Consider the following 23,749-nt stretch of genomic DNA (forward strand, 5'->3'; position numbering starts at 1 on the left):
GGCCCCGGGGGGCCGTTGGCCCCGGGGGGCCGTTGGCCCCGGGGGGCCGTTGGCCCCGGGGGGCCGTTGGCATTGAGGTTCGGTCGGCCTTGAGGTTCGGTCGGCCTTGAGGTTCGGTCGGCCTTGAGGTTCGGTCGGCCTTGAGGTTCGGTCGGCCTTGAGGTTCGGTCGGCCTTGAGGGTCCGTTGGCCTTGAGTGCCCGTCGGCCCTGAAGGTCGGTCGGCCCCGAGGGCGTCGGCCGAGACCACGAGGAGCGCAGCCTCCGGCGGTCGTCGGGCATGACGCGAAGGGCTGAGCTACCCGGGCGTTGGCCCGACAGTGAGGGACACGTGTTCGGGCCAGTACGACGTCGGTGGCTGAGCTTCCGGATGGCCTGATGCCGGGGGACGAGCGTTCGGGCCACGGCGGCGCCGGTGGCTGAGCTACCCGGGTGTTGGCCTGATGCCGGGGGACAAGTCCTCGGCCGACGATCGACGCTGACGGCCGGTTCTTGCCTCGGTCGGCCACGGCATTGAGGGCTGAGAGGAGAGGAAGCGTGCGTGTCGCGGAGGTGGCAGCGACGCGAAGCGAGCGGTCTCCGGCGGGAGCGGCGGTCCGGACCGAAGCGGACCCGGGCCAGTATCGCCCTGATCCTGACCTGATCCGGACATCGCGGATGAAACTGCTCGGGACCGGCGGACAACTTGTCGTACCCGGCGACTAGCATCGCTCGGGTGAGCGACCAACCCCGGATCCTGCTGCTCGATGGCCACTCGCTGGCCTACCGCGCGTTTCACGCCCTGCCGGTGGAGAACTTCTCCACCGCGACCGGGCAGTCGACCAACGCGGTGTTCGGGTTCACGTCGATGCTGATCAACATGCTGCGCGACGAGAAGCCGACGCACATCATCGTGTCTTTCGACGTGTCGCGGCAGTCGTTCCGCACCGAGCGTTACGCGGAATACAAGGCCGGGCGGTCCGAGACGCCCAAGCCGTTCCAGGGGCAGGTCAGCCTGGTCAAAGAGGTGCTGGCCGCGCTGCGCATCCCGGTGGTGGAGAAGCCCGGTTACGAGGCCGACGACGTGATCGGCACGTTGACCAGGCAGTCGCGCAAGGCGGGCATGGAGGTGATCATCAGTTCCGGCGACCGCGACGCGTTTCAGCTGGTCGACGAGCATGTCACCGTGCTCTACCCGGTGCGTGGCGTCTCCGAGGTCTGGCGGATGAACCCCGAGGCGGTCGAGGCCAAATACTTCGTGCCGCCGAGCCGCTACCGCGACAAGGCGGCGCTGGTGGGGGAGACCAGCGACAACCTGCCGGGCGTGCCGGGCGTGGGTGACAAGACCGCGGCCAAATGGATCAAGGAGTACGGCGGTATCGACGGGGTGATCGCCAACGCCGACAAGATCAAGGGCAAGGCGGGCGAGAACCTGCGGGCCAACCTGGCCAACGTCATGCGCAACTACGAGCTCAACGCGCTGGTCTGCGACCTCGAGCTGCCGATGGGTCCCGAAGACGCGCGCTGGCACGGGTGGGACCGCGAGGCCGTGCACCAGGTCTTCGACGCGCTCGAGTTCCGGGTGTTGCGTGAGCGGCTCTACCAATACCTCGACGCCGTCGAGCCCGAGGCCGAGTCCGGGTTCGACCTGTTCGGCGAGGTGCTGGCCGCGGGCGCGGTCGGGTCCTGGGTGGCCGAGCACGTGCGGCCCGGCGTGCCGACCGGTGTGGCCGTGGCGGGGCACTTCGGGCGGGGCACCGGCGAGCTGACCGGCATCGCGCTGGCCACCGCCGACGGGCCGGCCGCCTGGTTCGACCCCACTCAGCTCGAGCCCGACGACGAGGCCGCGGTCGCCGGCTGGCTCGCCTCCGACGAGCACCCCAAGGTGCTGCACGACAGCAAGCCGGCCCGGCTGGCGTTCGCCAACCGCGGCTGGGAGCTGCGCGGCGTCGCTCGCGACACGGCCATCGCCGCCTACCTGGCCCGCCCCGACCAGCGCACCTACGACCTGGCCGACCTCGCCCTGCGCTACCTGCACCGCGAGCTGCGGGTCGACACGCCGGAGACCGGGCAGCTCACCATCGACGGGCTGGGCACCGACGAGGGCATCGTCGAGCAGAACCTGATGTTGCACGCCCGGGCCACACTCGACCTGGCCGAGGCGATCGACGCCGAACTGTCCCGCGACGGCGAGCTCTCGATCCGCCTGATGGCCGACGTCGAGTTGCCGCTCTCCGAGGTCCTGGCCCGGATGGAGCAGGTCGGCATAGCGGCCGACACGCATTACCTCTCCGACATCGAGGCGCACTTCGCGGCCGAGGTGAAGGCGGCGGCCGAGGCGGCCTACGCGGTGGTCGGGCGCGAGTTCAACCTGGGCTCTCCGAAGCAGTTGCAGGAGATCCTGTTCACCGAGCGCGGCCTGCCGAAGACCCGGCGGATCAAGTCCGGCTACACCACCGACGCCGACGCGCTGCAGGGGCTGTTCGTGCAGACCGGCGACCCGCTGCTCGAGCACCTGCTGCGGCACCGCGACGTCGCCAAGCTCAAGTCCACGGTGGACGGGCTGCTCAAGTCGGTGTCCGACGACGGCCGCATCCACACCACCTATTTCCAGACGGTGGCCGCGACGGGTCGTCTCTCGTCGACCGACCCCAACCTGCAGAACATCCCGATCCGCACCGAAGAGGGGCGCCGCATCCGGCGGGCGTTCGTGGTCGGCGAGGGCTACGAGACGCTGCTGACCGCCGACTACAGCCAGATCGAAATGCGCATCATGGCCGACATGTCGAAAGACGAGGCCCTGATCGACGCGTTCAACTCGGGCGCCGACTTCCACGCGGCGACGGCGTCGTCGGTCTTCACCATCCCGCTCGAAGAGGTCACGGCCGACCACCGCCGCAAGATCAAGGCGATGAACTACGGCCTGGCGTACGGGCTGAGCGTCTACGGCCTCTCCCAGCAGCTCGGCATCGGCGCCGACGAGGCCCGCGGCCTGATGGACGAATACTTCGACCGCTTCGGCGGCGTCCGCGACTACCTGCGTGCCGTGGTCGACCGCGCCCGCCAGGACGGCTACACCGAGACGATCCTCGGCCGCCGCCGCTACCTGCCCGACCTGATCAGCGACAACCGCCAGCGCCGCGAGATGGCCGAGCGGATGGCACTCAACGCACCCATCCAGGGCTCGGCCGCCGACATCATCAAGGTCGCGATGCTGCGCGTCGACGCCGCGATCAAGGACGCGGGCCTGCGCTCGCGGATGCTGCTCCAGGTGCACGACGAGCTGGTGTTCGAGGTCGCGGAGGGCGAGCGCGAGCAACTGGAGGCGATCGTGCGCGAGGCCATGGGCGGCGCCTACCCGCTGGCGGTGCCGCTCGAGGTGTCGGTCGGCCTGGGCCGCGACTGGAACAGCGCCGACCACTGACGTCGCCGCCGCCGGCAAGCGGCCGCGGCCAGCGCCCGGCGCGGGAACGTTGACGCGGCTCAGGACTTGAGGGGGTCGTGGCCCCAGTTCATCAGCGAGTAGCGCCACGCCGTCTCGGTGATGTCGCCGGCCGGGCGCTGGGCCGAGTGGCGGCGCACATAACCCACCACCTTGCGCATGTGCGCGCGGTCGGCCTCGGTCAGGTCCGCCTTGTTCGTGCGCAACAGCTTGACGATCCGGCGGCCGGACGCGTGGCCGGTCGACTCGCCGCCGTCCGGCGACTTCTGGCCGACCGACCGCGAATCCTCGGTGGCCAGCCAGCGCTCCAGTTCCGCGGGAGCCATGTTGACCACCGCGCCGAACTCCGCCACCTCGTCACTCACGGCGCAGCGCCTCCTCGGTGTGGACGGCGTCCTGGCCGGTGTGGTCGCTGCGCACGCGGTACTGCGGCTCCTCCTCGGACGCGTCCACCGTGCGCCCGGCGGCCGACGTACGCGAGGTGATCTTCTCCTCGACCGTGCCCATGACCCGCTGACCATGGCTACGCCAACTGACCTTGTCACCCTTCCGAAGTCCCATGGCCCGCGGATACCCGGAAGAAAAGCGGCAAAACGTCACACCCGGTCGTGTGGCCCGGGGGCCGGGGAGACCGGGGTCGGTGCCGGCGCCTCCGACTCGCGCCGGCGACCGGCGGCGTGCATGCCGTAGCCGAAGTAGAGAATGAAACCGATCGCCATCCAGACCAGGAACCGGATCCAGGTGTCGACCGGCAGGTTGATCATCAGCCAGAGGCAGGCCAGCACGGCCACGATGGGCAGGACCGGGACCCACGGCGTACGGAACGCCCGCGGCAGGTCGGGCCGCGTCCGTCGCAGCACCACGACACCGATCGCCACCACCACGAACGCGAACAGCGTGCCGATCGAGGTGAGCTCCGACAGCTTCGACAGCGGCACGAAACCGGCGACGATCGCGACCACGGCGCCGGTGGCGATGGTGAGCAGCCACGGCGTGCCGAACCGCGGGTGGACCCGGGCCAGCGTCGGCGGCAGCAGGTGGTCGCGGGACATCGCGAACAGCACCCGCGACTGGCCGAGCAGCAGCACCAGGATCACCGTCGTGATGCCGCAGACGGCGCCCACCGAGATCACCTTCGACGCCCAGTCGACGCCGACGTCCGTGAACGCCTTCGCCAGCGGGGCGCCGGTGTCCAGCGAGGAGTACTTCGACATTCCGGTCACCACGAACGCCACCGCCATGTAGAGCACCGCGCAGATCGCCAGTGACGCCAGGATGCCGCGGGGCATGTCGCGCTGCGGGTTGCGGGTCTCCTCGGCGGTGGTCGCGACGACGTCGAAGCCGATGTAGGCGAAGAAGACGATCGACGCCGCCGCCACGATGCCGAACACGCCGAACTGTTGCGGCACCACGCCGAGCAGCGCCTGCAGCAGCGGCTCCTCGCCGCCGGACACGCCGGGAGCGGGCTGGCCCGGCGGCACGAACGGGCTCCAGTTGTCGGAGGTGATGTAGAACAGCCCGAGGCCGATCACGAACAGCACCACCGCGATCTTGATCGCGACGAGGACGCCGGTGAACCGGCCGGACAGCTTGGTGCCGATCACGCCGACGAGGGTCAGCAGGGCCACGATGAAGATCGCGCCCCAGTCGGGGATGGCGTCGTCTCCCGCGAGCCAGGTGGGCAGGCCGAAGAGCGTCTGGAGGTACGCGCTCCAGCCGCGCGCCACCACCGCCGCGCCGAGGCCGAGTTCCAGCACCAGGTCCCAGCCGATGATCCAGGCGACCAACTCGCCGAGCGTGGCGTAGCCGAACGTGTAGGCGCTCCCGGCCACCGGCACCGTCGACGCGAACTCCGCGTAGCAGAGCGCGGCCAGCGCGCAGACGATCGCCGCGAGCAGGAACGAGATGACGATCGCCGGGCCGGCGTTGCGGGCCGCCTGCTGGCCGGTGAGCACGAAGATGCCCGTGCCGACGATCACGCCCACGCCGAAGACCGTCAGATCCAGGACGCTCAGTTCGCGCTTGAGCCTGTGCCCGGGCTCGTCAGTCTCCTGAATGGACCGCTCGATGCTCTTGGTGCGGAAGACGGGGAGGGCCATGGATGCGATTCTCGACCCGCGCCGGCCGAACCGCAGCGCGAGCGGCGGACCCCGCTACGGGCGCGCGGCGACGAAGATCGCGGTGCCGGGGAAGAGGCGGCCGCGCAGCGGGCTCCACTGGCCCCAGACCTGGGTGTGGCCCTCGGGCCACTCGGGCTCGACCAGGTCCTCGAGGACGAAACCGGCGGCCACCAGCTCGCGGATCCGGTCGCCGAGCGTCCGGTGCTGTTCGACGTAGGTCGGCGTACCGCCGGGAGCCGTCTCGACGTAGGGCCGGCGGTCGAAATAGGAGTGGACGGCCACCAGGCCGCCCTCGCCCGGATCGTCCAGGAAGATCCACCGCATGGGGTGGGTCACCGCGAACACCCACCGCCCGCCCGGCCGCACCACCCGGAACACCTCGCGCATCAGAGCGGCCGAGTCGGCCACGAACGGCACGGCGCCGAAGGCGGTGAACGCGATGTCGAACGCCCCGGTGCGGAACGGCAGCGCCAGCGCGTCGGCCTGAACCAACGGCAGGCGTACGCCCGACGCTGTGTTCTGGGTCACAGCGTGCCGCAGCATGCCGCCGGACAGATCCGTGGCGACCACCTGCGCACCCTGCGTGGCGAGCCAGCGCGCGGCGGCCGCGGCGCCGGCGCCGACCTCGATGATCCGGCGGCCGCTCACCGGGCCCAGCAGGTGCGCGTCGGCCTCCCGCAATCCCTCCGGGCACCAGCGGAAATCCACCTCACCCAGGAACTCGCCGTGCTCGGCCTGGTAGGCGTCGGCGTCCTTGTCCCACCAGCCCCTGCTGGCTCGGCGGGCCTCGGCGTCGGTCACGCTCCGCGGGCCCACGGCGGGATCGTCGTCAGACACCACGTAACCCCATCACGCGGTACGAACCCGGCGCGGCTTGGGGAGGGCTTGCACGCTGTGGTAATGCGCACGGTAAGCTAGTCGATGCGCACGCGGATTGTGTGCCTCGGCAGGGAGCAGGCGTCCGCGGTCGACGGACACCATCAATGATCATGGGCGATCGTTGCGGTGTGCCCGACGACCAATTCGTGGGCGCACACAGGTCATTAGCTACCCGCATCGCAGCTGTGACACACCATCCGACCGGAGCAACCGCCCACATGACGAGCAGCATCGAGGCCACCTCGAGCGCCAACAAGGTCACCGTCGACGACCTCGGTTCCGAGGAAGCGTTCCTCGCCGCGATCGACGAGACCATCAAGTACTTCAACGACGGCGACATTGTCGAAGGCACCGTCGTCAAGGTCGATCGGGACGAGGTCCTGCTCGACATCGGCTACAAGACCGAGGGGGTCATCCCCTCTCGTGAGTTGTCGATCAAGCACGACGTCGATCCCGCCGAGGTGGTGTCGGTCGGTGATCACATCGAGGCCCTGGTCCTCCAGAAGGAGGACAAGGAGGGTCGCCTGATCCTCTCGAAGAAGCGCGCGCAGTACGAGCGGGCGTGGGGCACCATCGAGAAGATCAAGGAAGAGGACGGCGTCGTCCGCGGCTCCGTCATCGAGGTGGTCAAGGGTGGTCTGATTCTCGACATCGGTCTGCGCGGCTTCCTGCCCGCGTCCCTCGTCGAGATGCGGCGGGTCCGTGACCTTCAGCCCTACGTGGGCCGTGAGCTCGAGGCCAAGATCATAGAGCTCGACAAGAACCGCAACAACGTGGTTCTGTCGCGCCGGGCCTGGCTCGAGCAGACCCAGTCCGAGGTGCGCACCGAGTTCCTCAACAAGCTCCAGAAGGGCCAGGTCCGCAAGGGCGTGGTCTCGTCGATCGTCAACTTCGGCGCGTTCGTCGACCTGGGCGGCGTCGACGGTCTGGTGCACGTCTCCGAGCTCTCCTGGAAGCACATCGACCACCCGTCCGAGGTCGTCGAGGTGGGCCAGGAGGTCGAGGTCGAGGTTCTCGACGTCGATCTCGACCGCGAGCGGGTTTCCCTGTCGCTCAAGGCGACGCAGGAAGACCCGTGGCGTCAGTTCGCCCGCACCCACGCGATCCAGCAGATCGTGCCCGGCAAGGTCACCAAGCTGGTGCCGTTCGGCGCGTTCGTCCGGGTCGACGACGGCATTGAGGGCCTGGTCCACATCTCCGAGCTGGCCGAGCGCCACGTGGAGATCCCGGAGCAGGTCGTCCAGGTCGGTTCCGACGTCATGGTCAAGGTCATCGACATCGACCTCGAGCGCCGGCGGATCTCGCTGTCGCTCAAGCAGGCCAACGAGGGCTTCGTCGAGGGCGAGGAGCACTTCGACCCGACGCTCTACGGCATGGCGGCGACCTACGACAACGAGGGCAACTACATCTACCCCGAGGGCTTCGACCCGGAGACGGGTGAGTGGCTCGAGGGTTACGACAAGCAGCGCGAAACCTGGGAGACGCAGTACGCCGAGGCGCGCCAGCGGTGGGAGGCGCACACCAAGCAGGTGCAGTCGTCCCGCGCCGCCGACGCCGAGGCCGCCGCGGCTCCGCCCGCGCCGGCGGGCCAGGGTGGAGGCGGGGCTACGTCCTCGTCCTCCACGCCGTCCCGTCCGGCCGAGGAGCCGGCCGGCACGCTGGCGACCGACGAAGCGCTCGCCGCGCTTCGGGAGAAGCTGGCCGGCAAGTAAGCACGGCACGTCCACGACGGCCCCGCACCGCAAGGTGCGGGGCCGCTGTGTTCGCTGACCTGTCCGCCGCGCCGCGGCAGGGCATCGTGCGGTCACCTTGTTAGCCTGGCGCCCGTGTTACGTGTGGGGCTGACCGGCGGGATCGGTGCCGGCAAGAGCGCGGCGGCTGCGCGGTTCGCCGCCAACGGCGCCGTGGTGATCGACTCCGACCGGCTGGCGCGCGAGGTGGTCGAGCCCGGCACGCCCGGCCTCGACGCGGTGGTCGCGGCGTTCGGGCCGGGGGTGCTGCGCGACGGCGCCCTCGACCGGCCCGCGCTGGGCCGGATCGTCTTCGGTGACCCGTCCGCCCGCCAGCGGCTCGAAGGGATCCTGCACCCGCTGATCCAGGCCCGCAGCGCGGCCCTGGCGGCCGCGGCGCCGGCCGGGTCGATCATCGTCAACGACATTCCGCTGCTGGTCGAGGGCGGTCTCGCCGCGGCCTACCACCTGGTCGTCGTGGTCGACGCGGCGCCGGCGGTGCGGGTCGAGCGGCTCGTCCGCGACCGGGGGATGACCACCGAGGACGCGTCGGCCCGGATCGCCGCCCAGATCGACGATGCCACCCGCCGCGCGGCGGCCGACGTGGTGCTCGACAACAGCGGCGCACCGTCATCGTTGGAGGCTGCCGCCGACGCCCTGTGGGCCGAGCGCCTCGTGCCGTTCGCCCGCAACCTCGCGCAGGGGCGGCCCGCTGCCGGGTCCGCGTCCGTCGTCGACTACGACCCGACCTGGCCGGCCCAGTTCGAGCGGCTCGCGGCCAGGATCCGGCACCGCGCCGGTCAGCTCCCGATCGCCCATGTCGGACCGACCTCGGTGTCCGGGCAGCCCGCGCCGGACGTCATCGGCATGGCGCTGACGATCGGCTCGGCGGCGGAGGCCGACGCGTTGCGCTCGCCTCTCGCCGCGGCCGGGTTCCTGCCCCTCGCCGACGGCTATGCCAACGCCGACCCCGGCCGCCCCGCTGAGCTGAGTGTGCGGGTCAGCTAACTGGGCCTGCCGGCCGGGCGCTGGTCCAAGGGCTAGCCGAGGGGTGCGGTGGGCAGGGTCGGGATGGTGTCGTCGGTCAGGTTGAGCTGGGCCCAGGTGCCGGATCGGGTGCGGGCCTCCAGCCTGCGGACGGCCCCGGTCTTGTCGAGCCAGTAGCGCATCCGGGCCTGGCCGCGGCCGATGATGCCCTGCTCGGCGGGCTTCGCGATCTCGAAGACGGTCACACCGACCCCGTCGATCTTGTCCTTGCGCAGGAACGACGCGTGGTCGACGAAGTACGACGCGCTGTCCCTGGTCGTCGCCGCCGATGCCAGGGCCTCGCCGAGCAGCAGGTCGATGTCGAGGCTGCCGCGCGCGTCGGTGCGCTGGGCCCACGCCTGGAACTGCCAGCCGCTGTCCGGCGCCGGCAGGGGCGGGGTGTCCATCGCCTTACCGGTTCTGGTCTGGTAGGCCACCCCACCCACACTGGCCCGCAGGAACGCCACGTCGGTGGGCTTGGCCGTGTCGGCGACGGCCAGGTAGGCCACGGTGGAGTTCCAGTCCAGCCAGCCACCGCCGCGCAGGTCGGCGACCGGCAGCGTCGGCACGTCGATGGTCAGCCGCGCGCCGCCGCGCTCCAGGTTGCGCTGGCGCATCTTGGCCAGCAGCGCCGCCTCGGTCTTGCTCGGCGCCCGCGGCGTGATCGGCGCCCCGCCGAACGCGGCGACCGCGGTCAGCTCGGGGCGGTTCTCCCGGTCGAGGTCGGCGCGCACCGACAGGTTGCCGGGCAGCAGTGCCTCGAACCGGCGCAGCTTGGCCCCGCTGTCCAGCCAGTAGCGGACCGTGCCGCCGAGTTCGTTGAGGGCGGTCGGCGGCGCGGTCCGCGACGGGCTCGGGCTCGCCGCCGTCATCCCGGGCGAGGCGCTCGCGCTGGCCTTGGCCCGCTCGGGCTGCCGGGTGGTCTCGTCGCCGGCCGGCTCGGTGGCGCTCGGCTCGGTCGCGGTCGGGCCGTCCGTCGTCGGCTCGGCGGCGGTGCTCGACGGGGTCGACTTCGGCTTGGCGGGGGCCGGCGGGGTCACGGTCGGCAGCGGCTGTGGCGGCACCGCGGGGCCGAGCAGCACGTCGACCGTCGTACCCCCGATGCGTTCCTGGCCCATCCAGCGCGACTCCGTCCTTGCCAGCAGATCCGCCGGGTCCGGCTTGGTGCTCGCCATGACGAACATCAGCGACAGGAACGCGTCCAGCGGCTTGGCCGTCTTCCCCGACGCCGACCAGGGGCGGATCTGCCAGCCGTCGGCCGGCGGAGTCGCCGGCGGCTCGGCGACCGGCGGCGCCGGCTTCGTCGCGTCGGTCGACTGCGCGGGATCGGCCTCCTCGGCCGCCTCGCCTGGGGTGGCGGACCGGGTCGCCAGCACACCGGGTACGGCCTGCAGCAGTCCCCGCCGATCGCCGGCGCCGGGACCACCGACCCGCACGTACGCCAGCGATTTCTTCCAGTCGATCCAGCCGGCGACGCGCACCTGGGCGGCTCCGTCGCCCCAGGTGGCGTGGATGCCGGCGCGTTCGTCGCGGTAGTTGGTGACCCGCATGTCGCCGAGGCGGCTGGCCTCGCTCGCGGACAGCGGCCGGGCCTGCACGGCCTGCTTCTCCGGCGCGCAGGAGACCATGCCGCCGACCAGGCCGGCGATCGACCCGAGGGACAGACAGGAGAGTACGACCAACGCGACAACGCGCCGCCGATCGGCGGGACGACGGGAAAGGGTCACGCGTGGTTGAACGGCTGACCGTGGCAGAGGTGACGTGTGATCGGTGTGTTGGCAGCGCCCTGTGCGACCAATGAGGTCAGGGCGCTCGCGGCGGCCGGTCTGCGCATCGCGCGACCGCGTCGGGTGCGCACGCCGACGATGTGCCGGGGCTGCAACCACAGCGCCGGGGACGACCGGCCGGTGTGGAGGCCCGGTCATTGCTCCCGGTCGGCCGCCGCGAGCGGCCTACGCTCAAACGGTAGCGCGGTGACCTATCCCACACAATGACAATATCGAAGCCGATCACCTACGCGGAGTTGGCCCGTGGGAACATGTCGTACCCCCGACGTAGTTTTATTGGCATGACGCTGGACATCCCCCGCACCGACGGCCGGTTCGAGGTCGTCAGCGATTACAAGCCGGCCGGCGACCAGCCGGCTGCCATCGACGGGCTTGAGCGCCGGGTGCGTCAGGGCGACCGGCATTCGGTCCTGCTCGGCGCGACCGGCACCGGCAAGAGCGCGACGACGGCCTGGCTGATCGAGCGCCTGCAGCGGCCGGCTCTCGTGCTCGCACCCAACAAGACCTTGTGTGCCCAGCTCGCCAAGGAGTTCCGCGAGCTGCTGCCCAATAACGCCGTCGAATACTTCGTCTCCTACTACGACTACTACCAGCCCGAGGCCTACATCCCGCAGACCGACACCTACATCGAGAAGGACTCGTCGATCAACGAAGAGGTCGAGCGGCTCCGCCACTCGGCGACCATGTCGCTGCTGACCAGGCGCGACGTGGTGGTGGTCGCGACCGTCTCGGCGATCTACGGCCTGGGCACACCGCAGGAATACCTCGACCAGTCGGTCCGCCTCAAGCGCGGCGCCGAGATCGACCGCGACAAGGTGCTGCGCCGCCTGGTCGACATCCAATACACCCGCAACGACATGTCGTTCACCCGCGGCACGTTCCGGGTCCGCGGCGACACGCTCGAGATCATCCCGGCCTACGAGGAGCTCGCCGTCCGGGTCGAGCTGTGGGGCGACACGATCGAAAACCTCTACTACCTGCACCCGCTCACCGGCGACGTGATCCGCGAGGTCGACGAGCTGATGATCTTCCCGGCGTCGCACTACGCGGCCGGCGCCGAGCGGATGGAGCGGGCGATCGGCCGGATCGAGAGCGAGCTGGCCGAGCGGCTGGCCGAGCTCGAGGGGCAGAACAAGCTGCTCGAGGCGCAGCGGCTGCGGATGCGCACCACCTACGACATCGAGATGATGCGGCAGGTCGGCTTCTGCAACGGCATCGAGAACTACTCGATGCACATCGACGGGCGCAACTACGGCGACCCGCCGTTCTGCCTCCTCGACTACTTCCCCGACGACTTCGTCACCGTCATCGACGAGTCACACGTGACGGTGCCGCAGATCGGCGCGATGTACGAAGGCGACGCGTCCCGCAAGCGGCTGCTGATCGAGCACGGCTTCCGGCTGCCGAGTGCGGCCGACAACCGGCCGTTGCGGTTCGACGAGGTGCTGGAGCGGGTCGGCCAGATGGTCTTCCTGTCCGCGACGCCGGGCCCGTGGGAGATGCGCGAGGCCGGCGGCGAGTTCGTCGAGCAGGTCATCCGGCCCACCGGCCTGATCGACCCCGAGGTCGTGGTCAAGCCGACCAAGGGCCAGATCGACGACCTGATGCACGAGATCAAGGTGCGGTCCGAGCGCGACGAGCGGGTGCTGGTCACCACGCTGACCAAGAAGATGGCCGAAGACCTGACCGACTACCTGCTGGAGCACGGCATCCGGGTGCGCTACCTGCACTCCGAGGTCGACACGCTGCGCCGGGTCGAGCTGCTGCGCGAGCTGCGCAAGGGCGACTACGACGTGCTGGTCGGCATCAACCTGCTGCGCGAGGGTCTCGACCTGCCCGAGGTGTCGCTGGTGTCGATCCTCGACGCCGACAAGGAGGGCTTCCTGCGCAGCGGCCGGTCGCTGGTGCAGACCATCGGCCGGGCCGCGCGAAACGTGTCCGGCCAGGTCCATATGTATGCCGACAAGATGACCCCGTCGATGGCCGAGGCGATCGACGAGACCAACCGCCGGCGAGCCAAGCAGGTCGCGCACAACTTGGCCAACGGCATCTCGCCCGAGCCGCTCCGCAAGAAGATCCACGACATCCTCGACGACATCTACCGCGAGGCCGAAGACACCGAGGGCGCCCTCGGCCCGGCGATCGTCGGCGGTGGCGGCCGGCAGATGTCCCGGGGCAAGGGCCCGGTCCCGGAGACCCGGTCCAAGGGCAAGGCCGCGGCCGCGCGCCCGTCCCGCGAGGGCATGGCCCGGCACGACCTGGCCCGGCTCATCCAGGACCTCAACGACCAGATGCTGGCCGCGGCCCGTGAGCTGCAGTTCGAGCTGGCGGCCCGGATCCGCGACGAGGTCCACGAGCTCAAGAAGGAACTGCGGGGCATGGACGTGGCCGGGGTCAAATGACCGCCTACACCGTCGGAGCGCCGGCAACCGAGGCGCTCCGGCGGGCCGTCGGCCCCTACGTCGGCTACGCCGAGCGGGCCGCGGCGCCGCTCGCCCGTCGCGAGACGGCGGTCTCCCGCTGCGTCCTGGTGATCGGCTGGGGTGTGCCGCTCGACGTCCGCGATCCGCGCGGTCGGTCCGGAGGCGCGACCTCGGTCGCGTCGTTCGCCACGGGCGTGGCCGACTCCTACGTCGACACGCTCACCGCGCCCGGCGAGGCCCGGGGCGTGCAGGTGATGCTCGACCCGCTGGTCGCCGGCCGCATCCTCGGGCGCCCGTTCGGTGAGGTGGCCAACCAGGTGGTCTCGCTGGCCGACCTCGAGGGCGCCGCGTTGCGTGACCTTCGTGCCCTGCCGGCCCGGCTGGGCGCCGCGACCGGGTGGTCCGAGCGGTTCGCGCTGCTCGACCAGGTCTTCGACGCCCGGCTCTCGTCGACCCCGCCGCCCGACCCGCGGCTGGCGGGGGCCTGGCGGCACCTGCGCGCCACCGGCGGTGCGGTCCCGGTCGACACGCTGGCCGCGGCCGCCGACTGGAGCCGCCGCCACCTGGGCACGGTCTTCCGCCGCGAGCTGGGGTTGCCGCCCAAGGTGCTGGCCCGGCTGGTCCGCTTCGAGCGGGCCTACGCCCAGGCTTCCCGCGCCCCGTCCGCCGGGTGGGCGGCGGTCGCGGCCGACACGGGCTACTACGACCAGGCCCACCTCATCCGCGACTTCCGGGCCTTCGCGGGCGCGACGCCGGCGCGGGTCCACGCGGGTGGGCCGGCCCTGACCGCTTCAGTTGATGGGGGGAGCTGATGGCTGTCTGGTTGGTGACGGGCGCGACGTCAGGGTTCGGTCGGGCGATCGCCGAGGCGGTGGTGGCCCGGGGCGACACCGTGGTCGGCGCCGCCCGCAGGGCCGACCGGCTCGACGAGCTCGCGGCGGCCCACCCGGGCCAGGTGCACGCGATCGCCCTCGACGTCACCGACACCGACCGCTGCGCGGCGGTCGTCGACGAGGTCGCCGACCGGTTCGGCCGGATCGACGTGCTGGTCAACAACGCGGGGCGCACCCAGGTCGGCGCGCTCGAGGAGACCACCGACGACGAGCTGCGCTACCTGTTCGACCTGCACTTCTTCGGCCCGGCGGCGCTGACCCGGGCGGTCCTCCCACACATGCGCCGTTCCGGCGGCGGCGCGGTGGTGCAGATGTCGAGCACGGGCGGGCAATACAGCGGCCCGGGCTTCGGCGCCTATTCGGCGACCAAGTTCGCGCTGGAAGGCCTGACCGAGGCGCTCCGGCAGGAGGTCGACTTCGGCGTGCGGTTCCTGATCGTCGAGCCGGGCTCCTTCCGCACGGGCCTGTTCGGCCCCGACGCCGCCTACGTCTCCGAGCCACACCCGGCCTACGCCGCCACTGTCGGCCCGACCCGCGAATACCTCGGCACCCACGGCACCCAGCCCGGCGACCCGGCCAAGGCGGCCCGCGCCATCCTGGCCGCCCTCGACTCACCCGACCCACCGAAGCGCCTCGTCCTCGGCGCCGACGCCGTCGCGTCGATCGGCGCCACCCTGGCCGACCACACGGCGGAGCTGGCGAAGTGGGCCGCCGTCGGCCGCGACACCGCGATCGACGAGCCCTGACGCTGACGGCTCAGCCGTAGCGGTTGAAACCACCTTCGGTGACCCAGCCGCCGTCGGCCGAGCACAGCCAGCCGACCAGGCGGGCGGCGTCGTCGGGGGTGCCCCACCGCCAGCCGCCGCGCCACCGCCGCGCCGACGCCGATCCGCCTGCTGACACCGGTCACCAGCGCCACCCGTTCCGTGACGCCGGAGACATAATCACATTTCCGCGACCGCCGTTCGCCCTTACGATGGCGCGATGCCTGAGCTTGCGCGCCTCGACGCGGGCCACGAGCCCGCCCTGCTGCGCTTCGAGCGCGAAAACCGGGCCTACTTCACACGCTTCATCTCCGACCGCGGCGATGACTACTTCGCCGAGTTCGCCGCCCGCCACGCGGCGCTGCTCGCCGAACAGGCGGCGGGCGAACACCACCTCCACGTCCTGATCGACGACGACGGCACCGTCTTGGGCCGCTTCAACCTGGTCAACATCGCCGACGGCACGGCCGAACTCGGCTTCCGCGTGGCCGAGCGCGTGGCAGGCCGAGGCGTAGCGACCGCCGCGGTCGCCCAGATCTGCGACCTGGCCCGCGACACCTACGGACTCCAGCGCCTGGTCGCGATCGCCGCCCTGACGAACACCGGCTCGTTGACGGTGCTCCGCCGCAACGACTTCATCCCGGCCGGCGAGCTCCAATTCATGGGCAAGCCGTGCCTGCGCCACGTTCGCACCCTCATGGGCGTGGCCGCTCCCGCTCGCTGAGCCGAGCCCGCCGCCGGGACGACCGCGGCGTCGGCGATTGGTGATCGGCGCCTCGGTCCGTCGATGAACCGCCGGCATATCGCGGCCTGGGCTGGCAGCACCCTGCCCGAACGGAAAGGCGCGCGAAGCTGCAACCGGCGTGTCGCGGCAGCGGCGGGTAGGTCTTTTGGGGCGCACATGTTTTGGCATGTACGCACATGCCAAAACATGTGGCCCGCGAGAAGCCAGACCGCCGCCCGACGTCAGTGCGGCCAACCAAACCGCCGCCGCCCTAAACCAAAGCATCCGGGAATGCGATCCGCGGCGGCGTCGCCGTGCGTCCCGCGGCAGACCGCCAGCGCCGCGTCGGTCTCAGGCTCCTGGCGGCGAGCGCGGTGTCTGGGCTCCCGCGAAGGACAGGCCGGCGCCCGGCTGGTCGCTCGGGATGTGGCCGGGGCCAGCGTGGTGTCTGGGCTCCCGAATGACTGGCGAGTACCGGCGGGTCATTCGGGACGCCGCTACGGCGAGCGTGGTGTGCCGGGGCTCGCGAATGACTGGCGAGTACCGGCGGGTCATTCGGGGACGCCGCTACGGCGAGCGTGGTGTGCCGGGGCTCGCGAAGGGACCGGTCGGCGTCCGGCAGGTCGCTCGGGATGCCGCTATGCAGAGCGGCCACGCATCCGGGACCGCCCTATGTGACCCGTCGCGGTCGGAGTCAGGCGTCGGTCGGGATGTCGGTGAAGTGTTCGACGACCGGGGGAGAGGCGAAGTATGGGCCGATGTGTCCGCGCCACTGGGTGAAGCGGTCGGAGGCACGGAAGTTGTCGAGATGCGCTTCGACCGAATCCCACTCGACCAGGAGCACGAACCTCGACGGTGACTCGATGCCGCGGGTCATGCGGATGGAGCGGAAGCCGGGCGTACCCCTGACCAGTGTGTGTGCCTTCTGGTAGGCGGCGGTGAACGCCTCCTCCTCGCCGGGGCGGATGTCGATCAGAGCGACCTCTAGGACCATGCGAGGAAGCTTCCCATGATCGCCTGGAGGAGGCCGAAACGTCCTAGGACGCCGGACGGGGTGTGTCCTGATGTGCGGGATCACGGGCGGGCTGAACTGGTCGATGTGTCAAATCGGCAGGTGATGGGTGACAATGGTGCGCAGAGGAGGGGAGTATTCCCCCGCGGTGTTGTCGTCAACACGGCAGTCGTCCAGCGTCAGCTGGGCGTCGACCCGGCAACGCTGGTCACCGGGCCCACGGGCCCCGGTGGTGGAAGAGACCTCCCGACAGTCACCACCCTGCACGTCGCCTGACGGCGATTGTCGTGTGCCTGCCGGAGGTCTATTTGAACGCGCCCGCGTTGCACGTGTCCCCGCTCGTCTGGGCCATCACCCTGATCGTCATGGTCGCGGTGCTGCTGGCCGACCTGTTCATCATCGGTCGGCGCCCACACGAGCCGAGCATCAAAGAGTCGACCATCTGGGTTTCGATCTACGTGGGGCTCGCCCTGCTGTTCGGGCTCGGACTGTGGCTCACCTCGGGCGGCGTGTTCGCCGGCGAGTTCTATGCCGGCTGGCTGACCGAATACAGCCTGTCCGTCGACAACCTCTTCGTCTTCGTGATCATCATGACCCGGTTCATGGTGCCGCGGCATCTGCAACAGGAGGTGCTGCTCGTCGGCATCATCCTGGCGCTGGTGATGCGTGGCGCCTTCATCGCGGCCGGGTCGGCACTGATCAGCCAGTTCTCCTGGGTCTTCTACATCTTCGGCGCGTTCCTGGTCTACACGGCGATCAACTTCGCGCGGCAGGGTGAGCCGAGCGAGGAGGAGTTCAAGGAGAACATCGTGATCCGGTGGGTACGCCGGGCCGTGCCGTTCTCCCGAGACTTCGACGGCGCGAAGATCACCACCCGGGACGGCATGGGCAAGCGCCTGTTCACCCCGATGCTCGTCGTGATGATCGCGATCGGCACCACCGACCTGATCTTCGCGCTCGACTCGATCCCGGCCATCTTCGGCGTGACCAAGGAGCCCTATCTGGTCTTCACCGCCAACGTGTTCGCGCTGATGGGCCTGCGCCAGCTCTACTTCCTGCTCGGCGGCCTGCTCGACCGGCTGGTCTACCTCAACATCGGCCTGGCCGTCGTGCTGGCGTTCATCGGCGTGAAGCTGGTCCTGGAGGCCCTGGCCGACAACAACCTGCCGTTCCTCAACGGCGGCGAGCACATCAGCTGGGCACCGCACATCCCGATCTGGCTGTCGTTGTCGGTGATCCTCGGAACCCTGCTCATCGCGACCGTGGCCAGCCTGGCCAAATCGGCCAGCGACAAACGCAAGGAGCGCGAGCTGACCAGCGTCGGCTAGCGCTCCGGAAAGACGAAGACGCCGCCCCGGCGATCGCCGGGGCGGCGTTTCGTGTCGATGTGCAGGTCGCCTCTCGGCGAGTGGCACGACGCGGCTCCAGCCGAACGGTATTCCGCGAGGGCAATTTAGGTGAGGCCCGGGGACACTGAACACACCGACATCTAGCTCAACCACGGGCTCCCGCCGGGCATTCCCGGCGGGGCGCGGTTCAGGCGACCCGGTGCGCCGCCACCAGCGTCGCCGCCCGCGCCTGCGACAGCGGCTCCTCCACCACGCGCCGCTGGGTGTAGCAGGCGTGCAGCATCCGCCCGGGCTCCCCGGTCACGATGCCGACGTGGTGGATGCGACGCCCGGGACGGGCGAAGAAATAGAGGTCACCGGCGCGTTCCGAGCCGAGCGGCACCGGCCGCGTCGCCTCGGCCTGGTCGGCGGCGTCGCGGGGGAGGGTCACGCCGAACCGGCGCCAGGACAGATGGACCAGACCGGAACAGTCGATGCCGTACGCGGACAGCCCGCCCCAGACGTAGGGCACGCCCCGCAACCGTGACGCCACGTCGAGCGCGGCGGCCGCGGCTCCACCGTCACCGGCCAAGGTCACCACGTCGGAAGCGCGGACCCAACGCGGCTCGTCGCCGTCGAGGGAGCGCACCGGCAGCCAGCCGTCGACCGACGGCCCGGAAGAGGCCAGCCGGGTGCCGAGCACCACGTTGGCCAGCGCCACCGGCCCACCCGGGGACTCCCGCAGGTCGGTCGAGGTCGCGTCGACGACAAGGGTGGTGCCGTCGGCCGCGACCTGGGCCGCGACGGGAGCGAGCTGCGCACCCGGGATCCACCCCGGGTAACCACGGACGTCACGGACGCCGGGCTGCTGCAGCGCCACGACCCGGGCCCAACCGTCGTCACGGACCTCGTCGACCCGGACCCGCTCGCCCAGCAGCAACTGGCTCAGCACGCCCTCGCCGACCTGCTGCTCGGCCGACATCGACGCCACCCAGGAGGGGATGTCGGCGGTGCGCCCGAGCGCGCGGCTGTCGATCGGACGGACCGCGTCGGGTGTGGACCACAGAGTCGCGACGGCCACTCGCACCATCGCGTCGCTGCCCGCCCGCACCGCCCGTTGCCTGTCAGGTCGCATCGTCGCCCGCCCCCCGTCCGCACCGCCGACGGGGTACCCACCCCTCCAGTCAGGCTACGAAAATCTTCGCCGGTGCTCAATCGCCCGCTGGAACTCTCCTTCATTCTGACCGCTCGGCCGACCCCGACGGGCCGACCGTCCGGATCCTCGGCCACATGCCCCATTGACCGACCAAAGGAAGCGTCAGGACGCGGAAAGGGTCAGACCGAGCCCCGGCGAGTCCGGCAGCACCACCGACGCGGCGTCGTAGGTCAGGCCCCCGACCACCGGTGAGGACGCCAGCCACCAGGCCGCGTCGAGGTCCGGCACCGCGGTCGTACCGCAGGCGGCCACCAGGCTGGCCGCGGCACCGACGCCGACCGGGCTCTCCATCATCGTGCCGACGATCGTGCCCATGTCGTGAGCCTCGGCCAGCGCCAGCAGCGTGCGCGCGGGAGCGAGCCCGCCGCACTTGGCCAGCTTCACGTTGACCATGTCGGCCGCCCGGCTGCGGATCACGCTGACCAGGTCGCGAACGCCATACACGGACTCGTCGGCCAGGATCGGCACGTCGACCCGGTCGGTGACCCAGCGCAGGCCCTCGATGTCGCGATGGTCCACCGGCTGCTCGACCAACTCCAGGTCGGCACCGGCGTCCTGGGCGGCGCGGATGATCCGTACCGCCTCCTTCGCGGTCCAGCCCTGGTTGGCGTCGAGCCGGATGCGCGTCGCGACGCCGGCGGCGGCGCGCACGTCGCGGATCCGGGCCAGATCGGTCGACGGGTCGGCGCCGACCTTGACCTTGAGCACGGTGAAGCCCTCGGCCACCCGGGCCCGCGCCGCGCCGGCGACGCCGATCTCGTCGGCCGCGGTCAGCGTCACGTCGGTGGGCACCCGCCGGGCGCTGCCGCCGAGCAACCGCGCCAGGGGTACGCCCAACCGCCGCGCCGACAGGTCGTGCAGCGCGACGTCGACCGCCGCCTTGGCCGTCTCGTTGCCCGCGACGGCACCGGCGGTGGCCCGGCACAGGGCCACGAGGTCGTCCGGGTCGCGCCCGACCAGCAGCGGCCGCAGCATCGAGGTGACGCACGCCTCCGAGCCGGCCAGCGACGCCCCGGTGACCTGCCAGACCTGCGGCGCCTCGCCGAACCCGGAGCGGCCGTCACTGTCGACGATCTCGACGATCAGCGTCTCCACCGACGTGGCCCGGCGCAGGGCCGTCACGAACGGCGTGTGCAGCGGCGCGCGTACCCGGTGGGTCTTGACATCCTCGATCGTCACGTGCGGCACCCTATCCGGAGAAGCTGTGTGCGTCGGGAGGCTGAGTATGACGGCGGAGTGGTCGCTCACGGGTGCACCCAACGCCCGTGACCTGGGCGGGCTCGTGGGGGCAGGCGGGCGCCCGGTGCGGGCCGGTGCCCTGATCCGGGCCAGCGGCCTGGGCCGGTTGGTCGACGACGACCTGCCGACGTTGGGCAAGCTCGGCCTCGCCTGCGTGGTCGACCTCCGGGCCGCGTCGGAGATCGAGGTCGCACCGCCGGACCGGTTGGTCGGCGAGCCGAGGGTGGTGCACATCCCGGTACACGACCCGGCGCACCCCGTCTTCACCTACGTCTCGGCCGTGATGCTCGGGCACGACCTCGGTGCCTACGAGGCGCTGGCCCGGGAGGGCACCACGGGCGCGATGGAGGCGATCTACCGCTGGTTCGTCGCGAGCCCGGTGGCGGCCGAGGCGTTCACCCGCGCGGTCCGCGAGGTGGCCGAGCCGGGCAACCTGCCGCTGCTCTACCACTGCAGCGCCGGCAAGGACCGCACCGGTTGGCTCTCGGTGATCCTGTTGACCGCGCTCGGCGTCGACGCCGACGCGATCCGCGCCGACTACCTGCGCACCAACGACCTGGCCGACGGCGTCAACGAGTCGATCCTGGGCGCGATGCTGGTCCGCCGGCCGGGACTGGACCTCGATGCGGTCCGGCCGGTGCTGGAGGCCCGCGGTTCCTACCTCGACGCGGCCTACGACGAGGTCACCAGGCGGCACGGCGACATGGACGGCTATCTGCGCGATGCCCTCGGCATGGACGCCGACATGGTCAGCGGGCTCCGGGAGCGCCTGCTCGAGCCCTGACGGCCCAGGCCGCCGCGGACACGCCCGCGACGAGCGCGCACGCGGCCTCGTCGGGCAGTGCGGTCGAGGTGCAGACCACCACGGTGTACGGCGGTGCGTCTTCCGGGAACACGACGCCGGCGCCGTGCCGTACCCCGGTGATCCAGCCGTTCTTGTGTGCCACCCGGGTGCCGGCGGGCAGCCCGGCGACCAGGTCGTCGCGGTGTTCGTTGGCCTCCAGCAACGCCAGCACCTCGGCGCGGGCACCGGCCGGGACGACGTCGCCGGCCACGACGGCGCCGAACAGCGCGGCCAGGTCGCCCGCCGTGACCAGGTTGGAGACGCCGGCGACCCGGGCCGCGTCGTCTTCGATGCCGCGCGCGGTGACGCTGTGCGTCGCGCCGGCCAGCCGCCAGACCTCCTGCGCGGCCGGCAGCCCGACCGCGCCGAGGCACAGGTTCGTCGCCAGGTTGCCGGAGCGGACGATCATCTGCCGGGCCAGTGCCCGCAGGGTGCTGGTGCCGCCGAGCAGCGCCCAGGTCGCCGTGTCGCTGTCTTCGGCCGGGTCGTTGCCGTAGGGCTCGGCACCCGGCGCGGCCGACTCGTGTCTGTTGTGGACGGTGACCGGCGCGTCGAGGTCGAGCAGCCCGGCCGCGGCGGCGCGGTGCAGCGCGACCAGCACGCCCACCTTCATCGTGCTGGCGGCGTAGTGGGTCGCGGCGGCGAGCCGGGCGTAGGCGGGCGGGCCGCCGACCGGGCCGATCCACGCGGACGCGACTCCGGGCGCGGCGGCCAGGGCGCGGTCGACGTCGGCAAGGCTGTCCATCGCGCCGACGATAGTGTGCGCTGTCCGCGAACACCGACCCACCCGCCCGGGCGTACGAGCTAGCGTGCCGGGATGACCGCCCCGGCCTATGACGCGCACGCCGACTGGTACGAGACGTACACGCGGGATGTCTCGGTCTTCATGGACCGGGTCCGCGGGCACCTGGCCGACCTGCTCGGCCCCGGCCGGGGCACCTGCCTCGACCTGTGTTGCGGCGGGGGAGCGCACGCCGCGACGATCCGCGGCCTCGGCTGGACGCCGGTCGGCGTCGACCTGTCTCAGGGCCAACTTCGCTGGGCCCGCGGCCGGTTGCCGGTCGCCGCCGGCGAAGCGACCGGGTTGCCGCTGGCCGGCGGCGCCGTCCCGGCGGTGGCCTGCGTGCTGGCGCACACCGACCTGCCGGACTACGCCGCGGCCCTGCGCGAGGCGGCGCGGGTGCTGGCCCCGGGCGGCCGGCTGGTGCACGTCGGGGTGCACCCGTGCTTCGTGGGCGCGTTCGCCGACCGCTCCGACGCCGAGAAGATCACGATCGACGCCCGCTACGCCGACCGATCGCACACGTTCGACGCCTGGGCGCCGCACGGCGTGCGGGCCCGGGTCGGCGCGTGGCACGTGCCGCTGGCCGACCTGCTCAACGCGGTCACCGGGGCCGGCCTGCGGATCGAGCGGGTGGCCGAGTCGGGGCCGAACGGCATCGCCGACCTGTTCGCCTTCCGCGCCCGGAAACCGGTCACCAGTTGAGGCACTCGCAGTTGGTCATCAGCGACCGCACGTTGTCGACGTATTGCGGGTTGGGGATCTTCAGGCCCGCATCGGTGTCGACCGCCCCCGGGCCGAAGTTGTAGGCCGCGATCACGGCGTTGAGCAGGCACAGGTCGCTGTGGTCGGCGCAGTCGGCCGGGTCGGCCGAATAGTCGCCCTCGAAATAGACGTCGCCGAAGTATTTGATCAGCCAGGCCAGGTAGTTGGCGCCGAGCGCGGCGTTGTCGCGGTATTCGTCGATGTCGTAGCTCTGGTCGAAGCGCTGGTTGACGAATGTCGCGGTGTCGGCCATGACCTGCATCAGCCCGACGCCGCCGTCGCAGGCGACGATGTTGGACTGCCAGCCACTCTCCTGATAGGCGGTGGCCTTGACCAGGTTGAGCGGCACCCGCAGGCTCGGCGCGCTGCTCGGCCAGTAGGTGCGGCTCGCGGCGTCGGTCAACGCGGCCTTGGCGTCGGCCCGGCTCGCCTGCGTGCCGACGTAGCGCGGCTTGGTGCAACCGGCGGCGGGCTTCGGCGGGGCGGGCGGCAGCTTCTCGGTGGTCGCGTGCCGCGGCGGGCTCTTCTTCTTGACGGTCTTCCTGGGTGTCGGCGCCTTGGTGGTGCTCGGCGGCTTCGTCGGCGCGGCTCCGAGGCCGACCGAGCCAGCGTCGGCGGCGGGCCCTTCCACCGGCGCGTCGGGCGACTCGGCCACGTCGCCGCCGGCTTGGACCCCGCTGGCGGTCGTGCCGGTGCTGGCATCGGCGGACCGGCCGCACCCGCCCGCGAGCAACAGCGCGCCGACGGCGCAGAGCGTGACCACATGACGGCCGAACCTGACCATCGCACCTCCCCCGTA

21 protein-coding genes are annotated in these 23,749 nt (G+C 71.3%); 10 read left to right on the top strand and 11 right to left on the bottom strand.

The genetic code is table 11. From position 1 onward, the window contains the following. Positions 1–713: 713 nt before the first annotated feature. Positions 714–3,401, top strand: coding sequence for a DNA polymerase I (polA, locus tag AB0J74_RS00540; RefSeq protein WP_363442684.1), 2,688 nt, complete (start codon positions 714–716; stop codon positions 3,399–3,401). Between the two features lie 59 nt (positions 3,402–3,460). Here the strand turns inward: polA and AB0J74_RS00545 are convergent, their stop codons facing one another. Genes AB0J74_RS00545 through AB0J74_RS00560 form a run of 4 tightly spaced genes read right to left on the bottom strand, consistent with a single transcriptional unit; the run spans position 3,461 to position 6,376 of the window. Next, positions 3,461–3,784 carry a DUF3140 domain-containing protein gene (locus AB0J74_RS00545; RefSeq protein ID WP_363442687.1) on the bottom strand — a complete coding sequence of 108 codons (324 nt, stop codon included), beginning with the start codon at positions 3,782–3,784 and terminating at the stop codon, positions 3,461–3,463. After that, positions 3,777–3,980, bottom strand: a complete 204-nt coding sequence (locus AB0J74_RS00550; protein ID WP_363442690.1) for a DUF2945 domain-containing protein — start codon at positions 3,978–3,980, stop codon at positions 3,777–3,779. Before AB0J74_RS00550 ends, AB0J74_RS00545 begins: the two co-directional genes overlap by 8 nt. A gap of 35 nt (positions 3,981–4,015) precedes the next feature. Next, positions 4,016–5,518 (bottom strand): amino acid permease, encoded by a 1,503-nt coding sequence (locus AB0J74_RS00555; protein WP_363442693.1) that lies wholly within the window; start codon positions 5,516–5,518, stop codon positions 4,016–4,018. A 54-nt stretch (positions 5,519–5,572) separates the two neighbouring features. Further along, positions 5,573–6,376, bottom strand: a complete 804-nt coding sequence (locus tag AB0J74_RS00560; protein WP_363442696.1) for a class I SAM-dependent methyltransferase — start codon at positions 6,374–6,376, stop codon at positions 5,573–5,575. Between the two features lie 260 nt (positions 6,377–6,636). Here AB0J74_RS00560 and rpsA point away from each other — a divergent pair, with 260 nt between their 5' ends. Both rpsA and coaE read left to right on the top strand, forming a co-directional pair. Continuing rightward, positions 6,637–8,130, top strand: coding sequence for a 30S ribosomal protein S1 (rpsA, locus tag AB0J74_RS00565; RefSeq protein WP_363442699.1), 1,494 nt, complete (start codon positions 6,637–6,639; stop codon positions 8,128–8,130). A gap of 114 nt (positions 8,131–8,244) precedes the next feature. Next, positions 8,245–9,156, top strand: a complete 912-nt coding sequence (gene coaE / locus AB0J74_RS00570; protein ID WP_363442702.1) for a dephospho-CoA kinase — start codon at positions 8,245–8,247, stop codon at positions 9,154–9,156. A gap of 32 nt (positions 9,157–9,188) precedes the next feature. On the opposite strand, the gene AB0J74_RS00575 is transcribed toward coaE, so the two are convergent. Further along, positions 9,189–10,856 (bottom strand): hypothetical protein, encoded by a 1,668-nt coding sequence (locus tag AB0J74_RS00575; protein ID WP_363442705.1) that lies wholly within the window; start codon positions 10,854–10,856, stop codon positions 9,189–9,191. 386 nt (positions 10,857–11,242) lie between these two features. Here AB0J74_RS00575 and uvrB point away from each other — a divergent pair, with 386 nt between their 5' ends. The 3 genes from uvrB to AB0J74_RS00590 are packed head-to-tail and all read left to right on the top strand — an operon-like array spanning position 11,243 to position 15,023. Then, positions 11,243–13,363 carry an excinuclease ABC subunit UvrB gene (gene uvrB / locus AB0J74_RS00580; RefSeq protein ID WP_363442708.1) on the top strand — a complete coding sequence of 707 codons (2,121 nt, stop codon included), beginning with the start codon at positions 11,243–11,245 and terminating at the stop codon, positions 13,361–13,363. Then, a complete protein-coding gene (locus tag AB0J74_RS00585) occupies positions 13,360–14,196 on the top strand; it encodes a helix-turn-helix domain-containing protein (protein WP_363442711.1) in 837 nt (278 codons plus the stop codon). The genes uvrB and AB0J74_RS00585 overlap by 4 nt, the downstream gene beginning before the upstream one ends. Next, positions 14,196–15,023, top strand: a complete 828-nt coding sequence (locus AB0J74_RS00590) for an SDR family NAD(P)-dependent oxidoreductase (protein WP_363442714.1) — start codon at positions 14,196–14,198, stop codon at positions 15,021–15,023. Before AB0J74_RS00585 ends, AB0J74_RS00590 begins: the two co-directional genes overlap by 1 nt. A 10-nt stretch (positions 15,024–15,033) precedes the next feature. On the opposite strand, the gene AB0J74_RS00595 is transcribed toward AB0J74_RS00590, so the two are convergent. After that, positions 15,034–15,180 carry a hypothetical protein gene (locus tag AB0J74_RS00595; protein WP_363442717.1) on the bottom strand — a complete coding sequence of 49 codons (147 nt, stop codon included), beginning with the start codon at positions 15,178–15,180 and terminating at the stop codon, positions 15,034–15,036. 81 nt (positions 15,181–15,261) lie between these two features. Here AB0J74_RS00595 and AB0J74_RS00600 point away from each other — a divergent pair, with 81 nt between their 5' ends. Beyond that, positions 15,262–15,765, top strand: coding sequence for a GNAT family N-acetyltransferase (locus tag AB0J74_RS00600; protein WP_363442720.1), 504 nt, complete (start codon positions 15,262–15,264; stop codon positions 15,763–15,765). A gap of 694 nt (positions 15,766–16,459) precedes the next feature. On the opposite strand, the gene AB0J74_RS00605 is transcribed toward AB0J74_RS00600, so the two are convergent. Beyond that, entirely contained in the window at positions 16,460–16,759 is a 300-nt protein-coding gene (locus AB0J74_RS00605) for an antibiotic biosynthesis monooxygenase family protein (RefSeq protein ID WP_363442723.1), read from the bottom strand. A gap of 341 nt (positions 16,760–17,100) precedes the next feature. Between AB0J74_RS00605 and AB0J74_RS00610 the strand changes: the two genes are divergently transcribed. Beyond that, the gene (locus AB0J74_RS00610; protein ID WP_363443998.1) at positions 17,101–18,105 is read left to right on the top strand and encodes a TerC family protein; all 1,005 of its coding nucleotides are present in this window, start codon (positions 17,101–17,103) and stop codon (positions 18,103–18,105) included. A 208-nt stretch (positions 18,106–18,313) separates the two neighbouring features. Here AB0J74_RS00610 and AB0J74_RS00615 read toward each other — a convergent pair whose 3' ends face one another. Next, positions 18,314–19,240 (bottom strand): C40 family peptidase, encoded by a 927-nt coding sequence (locus AB0J74_RS00615; RefSeq protein WP_363442725.1) that lies wholly within the window; start codon positions 19,238–19,240, stop codon positions 18,314–18,316. Between the two features lie 183 nt (positions 19,241–19,423). Then, positions 19,424–20,500: a dipeptide epimerase gene (locus tag AB0J74_RS00620; protein ID WP_363442728.1), complete on the bottom strand. Its 1,077-nt coding sequence runs from the start codon at positions 20,498–20,500 to the stop codon at positions 19,424–19,426. Between the two features lie 46 nt (positions 20,501–20,546). On the opposite strand from AB0J74_RS00620, the gene AB0J74_RS00625 reads away from it, so the two are divergent. Then, complete coding sequence (locus AB0J74_RS00625) at positions 20,547–21,344, top strand: tyrosine-protein phosphatase (protein ID WP_363442731.1); 798 nt, start codon at positions 20,547–20,549, stop codon at positions 21,342–21,344. Here AB0J74_RS00625 and AB0J74_RS00630 read toward each other — a convergent pair. Next, entirely contained in the window at positions 21,310–22,149 is an 840-nt protein-coding gene (locus tag AB0J74_RS00630; RefSeq protein WP_363442734.1) for a serine hydrolase, read from the bottom strand. The genes AB0J74_RS00625 and AB0J74_RS00630 overlap by 35 nt on opposite strands. A gap of 72 nt (positions 22,150–22,221) precedes the next feature. On the opposite strand from AB0J74_RS00630, the gene AB0J74_RS00635 reads away from it, so the two are divergent. Further along, positions 22,222–22,890 (top strand): methyltransferase domain-containing protein, encoded by a 669-nt coding sequence (locus AB0J74_RS00635; RefSeq protein ID WP_363442737.1) that lies wholly within the window; start codon positions 22,222–22,224, stop codon positions 22,888–22,890. On the opposite strand, the gene AB0J74_RS00640 is transcribed toward AB0J74_RS00635, so the two are convergent. Continuing rightward, positions 22,880–23,734 (bottom strand): lytic transglycosylase domain-containing protein, encoded by an 855-nt coding sequence (locus AB0J74_RS00640; protein WP_363442740.1) that lies wholly within the window; start codon positions 23,732–23,734, stop codon positions 22,880–22,882. The two genes, AB0J74_RS00635 and AB0J74_RS00640, sit on opposite strands and share 11 nt — an antisense overlap. Positions 23,735–23,749: the final 15 nt, after the last annotated feature.

This window comes from Asanoa sp. NPDC049573 (genome assembly GCF_040676615.1).
Taxonomy (GTDB): domain Bacteria; phylum Actinomycetota; class Actinomycetes; order Mycobacteriales; family Micromonosporaceae; genus Asanoa.

Excerpts from the sequence above, each read along its gene's own strand:
- AB0J74_RS00550 (WP_363442690.1), bottom strand. The coding sequence starts at position 3,980 with ATGGGACTTCGGAAGGGTGACAAGGTCAGTTGGCGTAGCCATGGTCAG.
- AB0J74_RS00555 (WP_363442693.1), bottom strand. The coding sequence starts at position 5,518 with ATGGCCCTCCCCGTCTTCCGCACCAAGAGCATCGAGCGGTCCATTCAG.
- rpsA (WP_363442699.1), top strand. The coding sequence starts at position 6,637 with ATGACGAGCAGCATCGAGGCCACCTCGAGCGCCAACAAGGTCACCGTC.
- uvrB (WP_363442708.1), top strand. The coding sequence starts at position 11,243 with ATGACGCTGGACATCCCCCGCACCGACGGCCGGTTCGAGGTCGTCAGC.
- AB0J74_RS00585 (WP_363442711.1), top strand. The coding sequence starts at position 13,360 with ATGACCGCCTACACCGTCGGAGCGCCGGCAACCGAGGCGCTCCGGCGG.
- AB0J74_RS00590 (WP_363442714.1), top strand. The coding sequence starts at position 14,196 with ATGGCTGTCTGGTTGGTGACGGGCGCGACGTCAGGGTTCGGTCGGGCG.
- AB0J74_RS00600 (WP_363442720.1), top strand. The coding sequence starts at position 15,262 with ATGCCTGAGCTTGCGCGCCTCGACGCGGGCCACGAGCCCGCCCTGCTG.
- AB0J74_RS00605 (WP_363442723.1), bottom strand. The coding sequence starts at position 16,759 with ATGGTCCTAGAGGTCGCTCTGATCGACATCCGCCCCGGCGAGGAGGAG.
- AB0J74_RS00615 (WP_363442725.1), bottom strand. The coding sequence starts at position 19,240 with ATGCGACCTGACAGGCAACGGGCGGTGCGGGCGGGCAGCGACGCGATG.
- AB0J74_RS00625 (WP_363442731.1), top strand. The coding sequence starts at position 20,547 with ATGACGGCGGAGTGGTCGCTCACGGGTGCACCCAACGCCCGTGACCTG.
- AB0J74_RS00630 (WP_363442734.1), bottom strand. The coding sequence starts at position 22,149 with ATGGACAGCCTTGCCGACGTCGACCGCGCCCTGGCCGCCGCGCCCGGA.
- AB0J74_RS00635 (WP_363442737.1), top strand. The coding sequence starts at position 22,222 with ATGACCGCCCCGGCCTATGACGCGCACGCCGACTGGTACGAGACGTAC.
- AB0J74_RS00640 (WP_363442740.1), bottom strand. The coding sequence starts at position 23,734 with ATGGTCAGGTTCGGCCGTCATGTGGTCACGCTCTGCGCCGTCGGCGCG.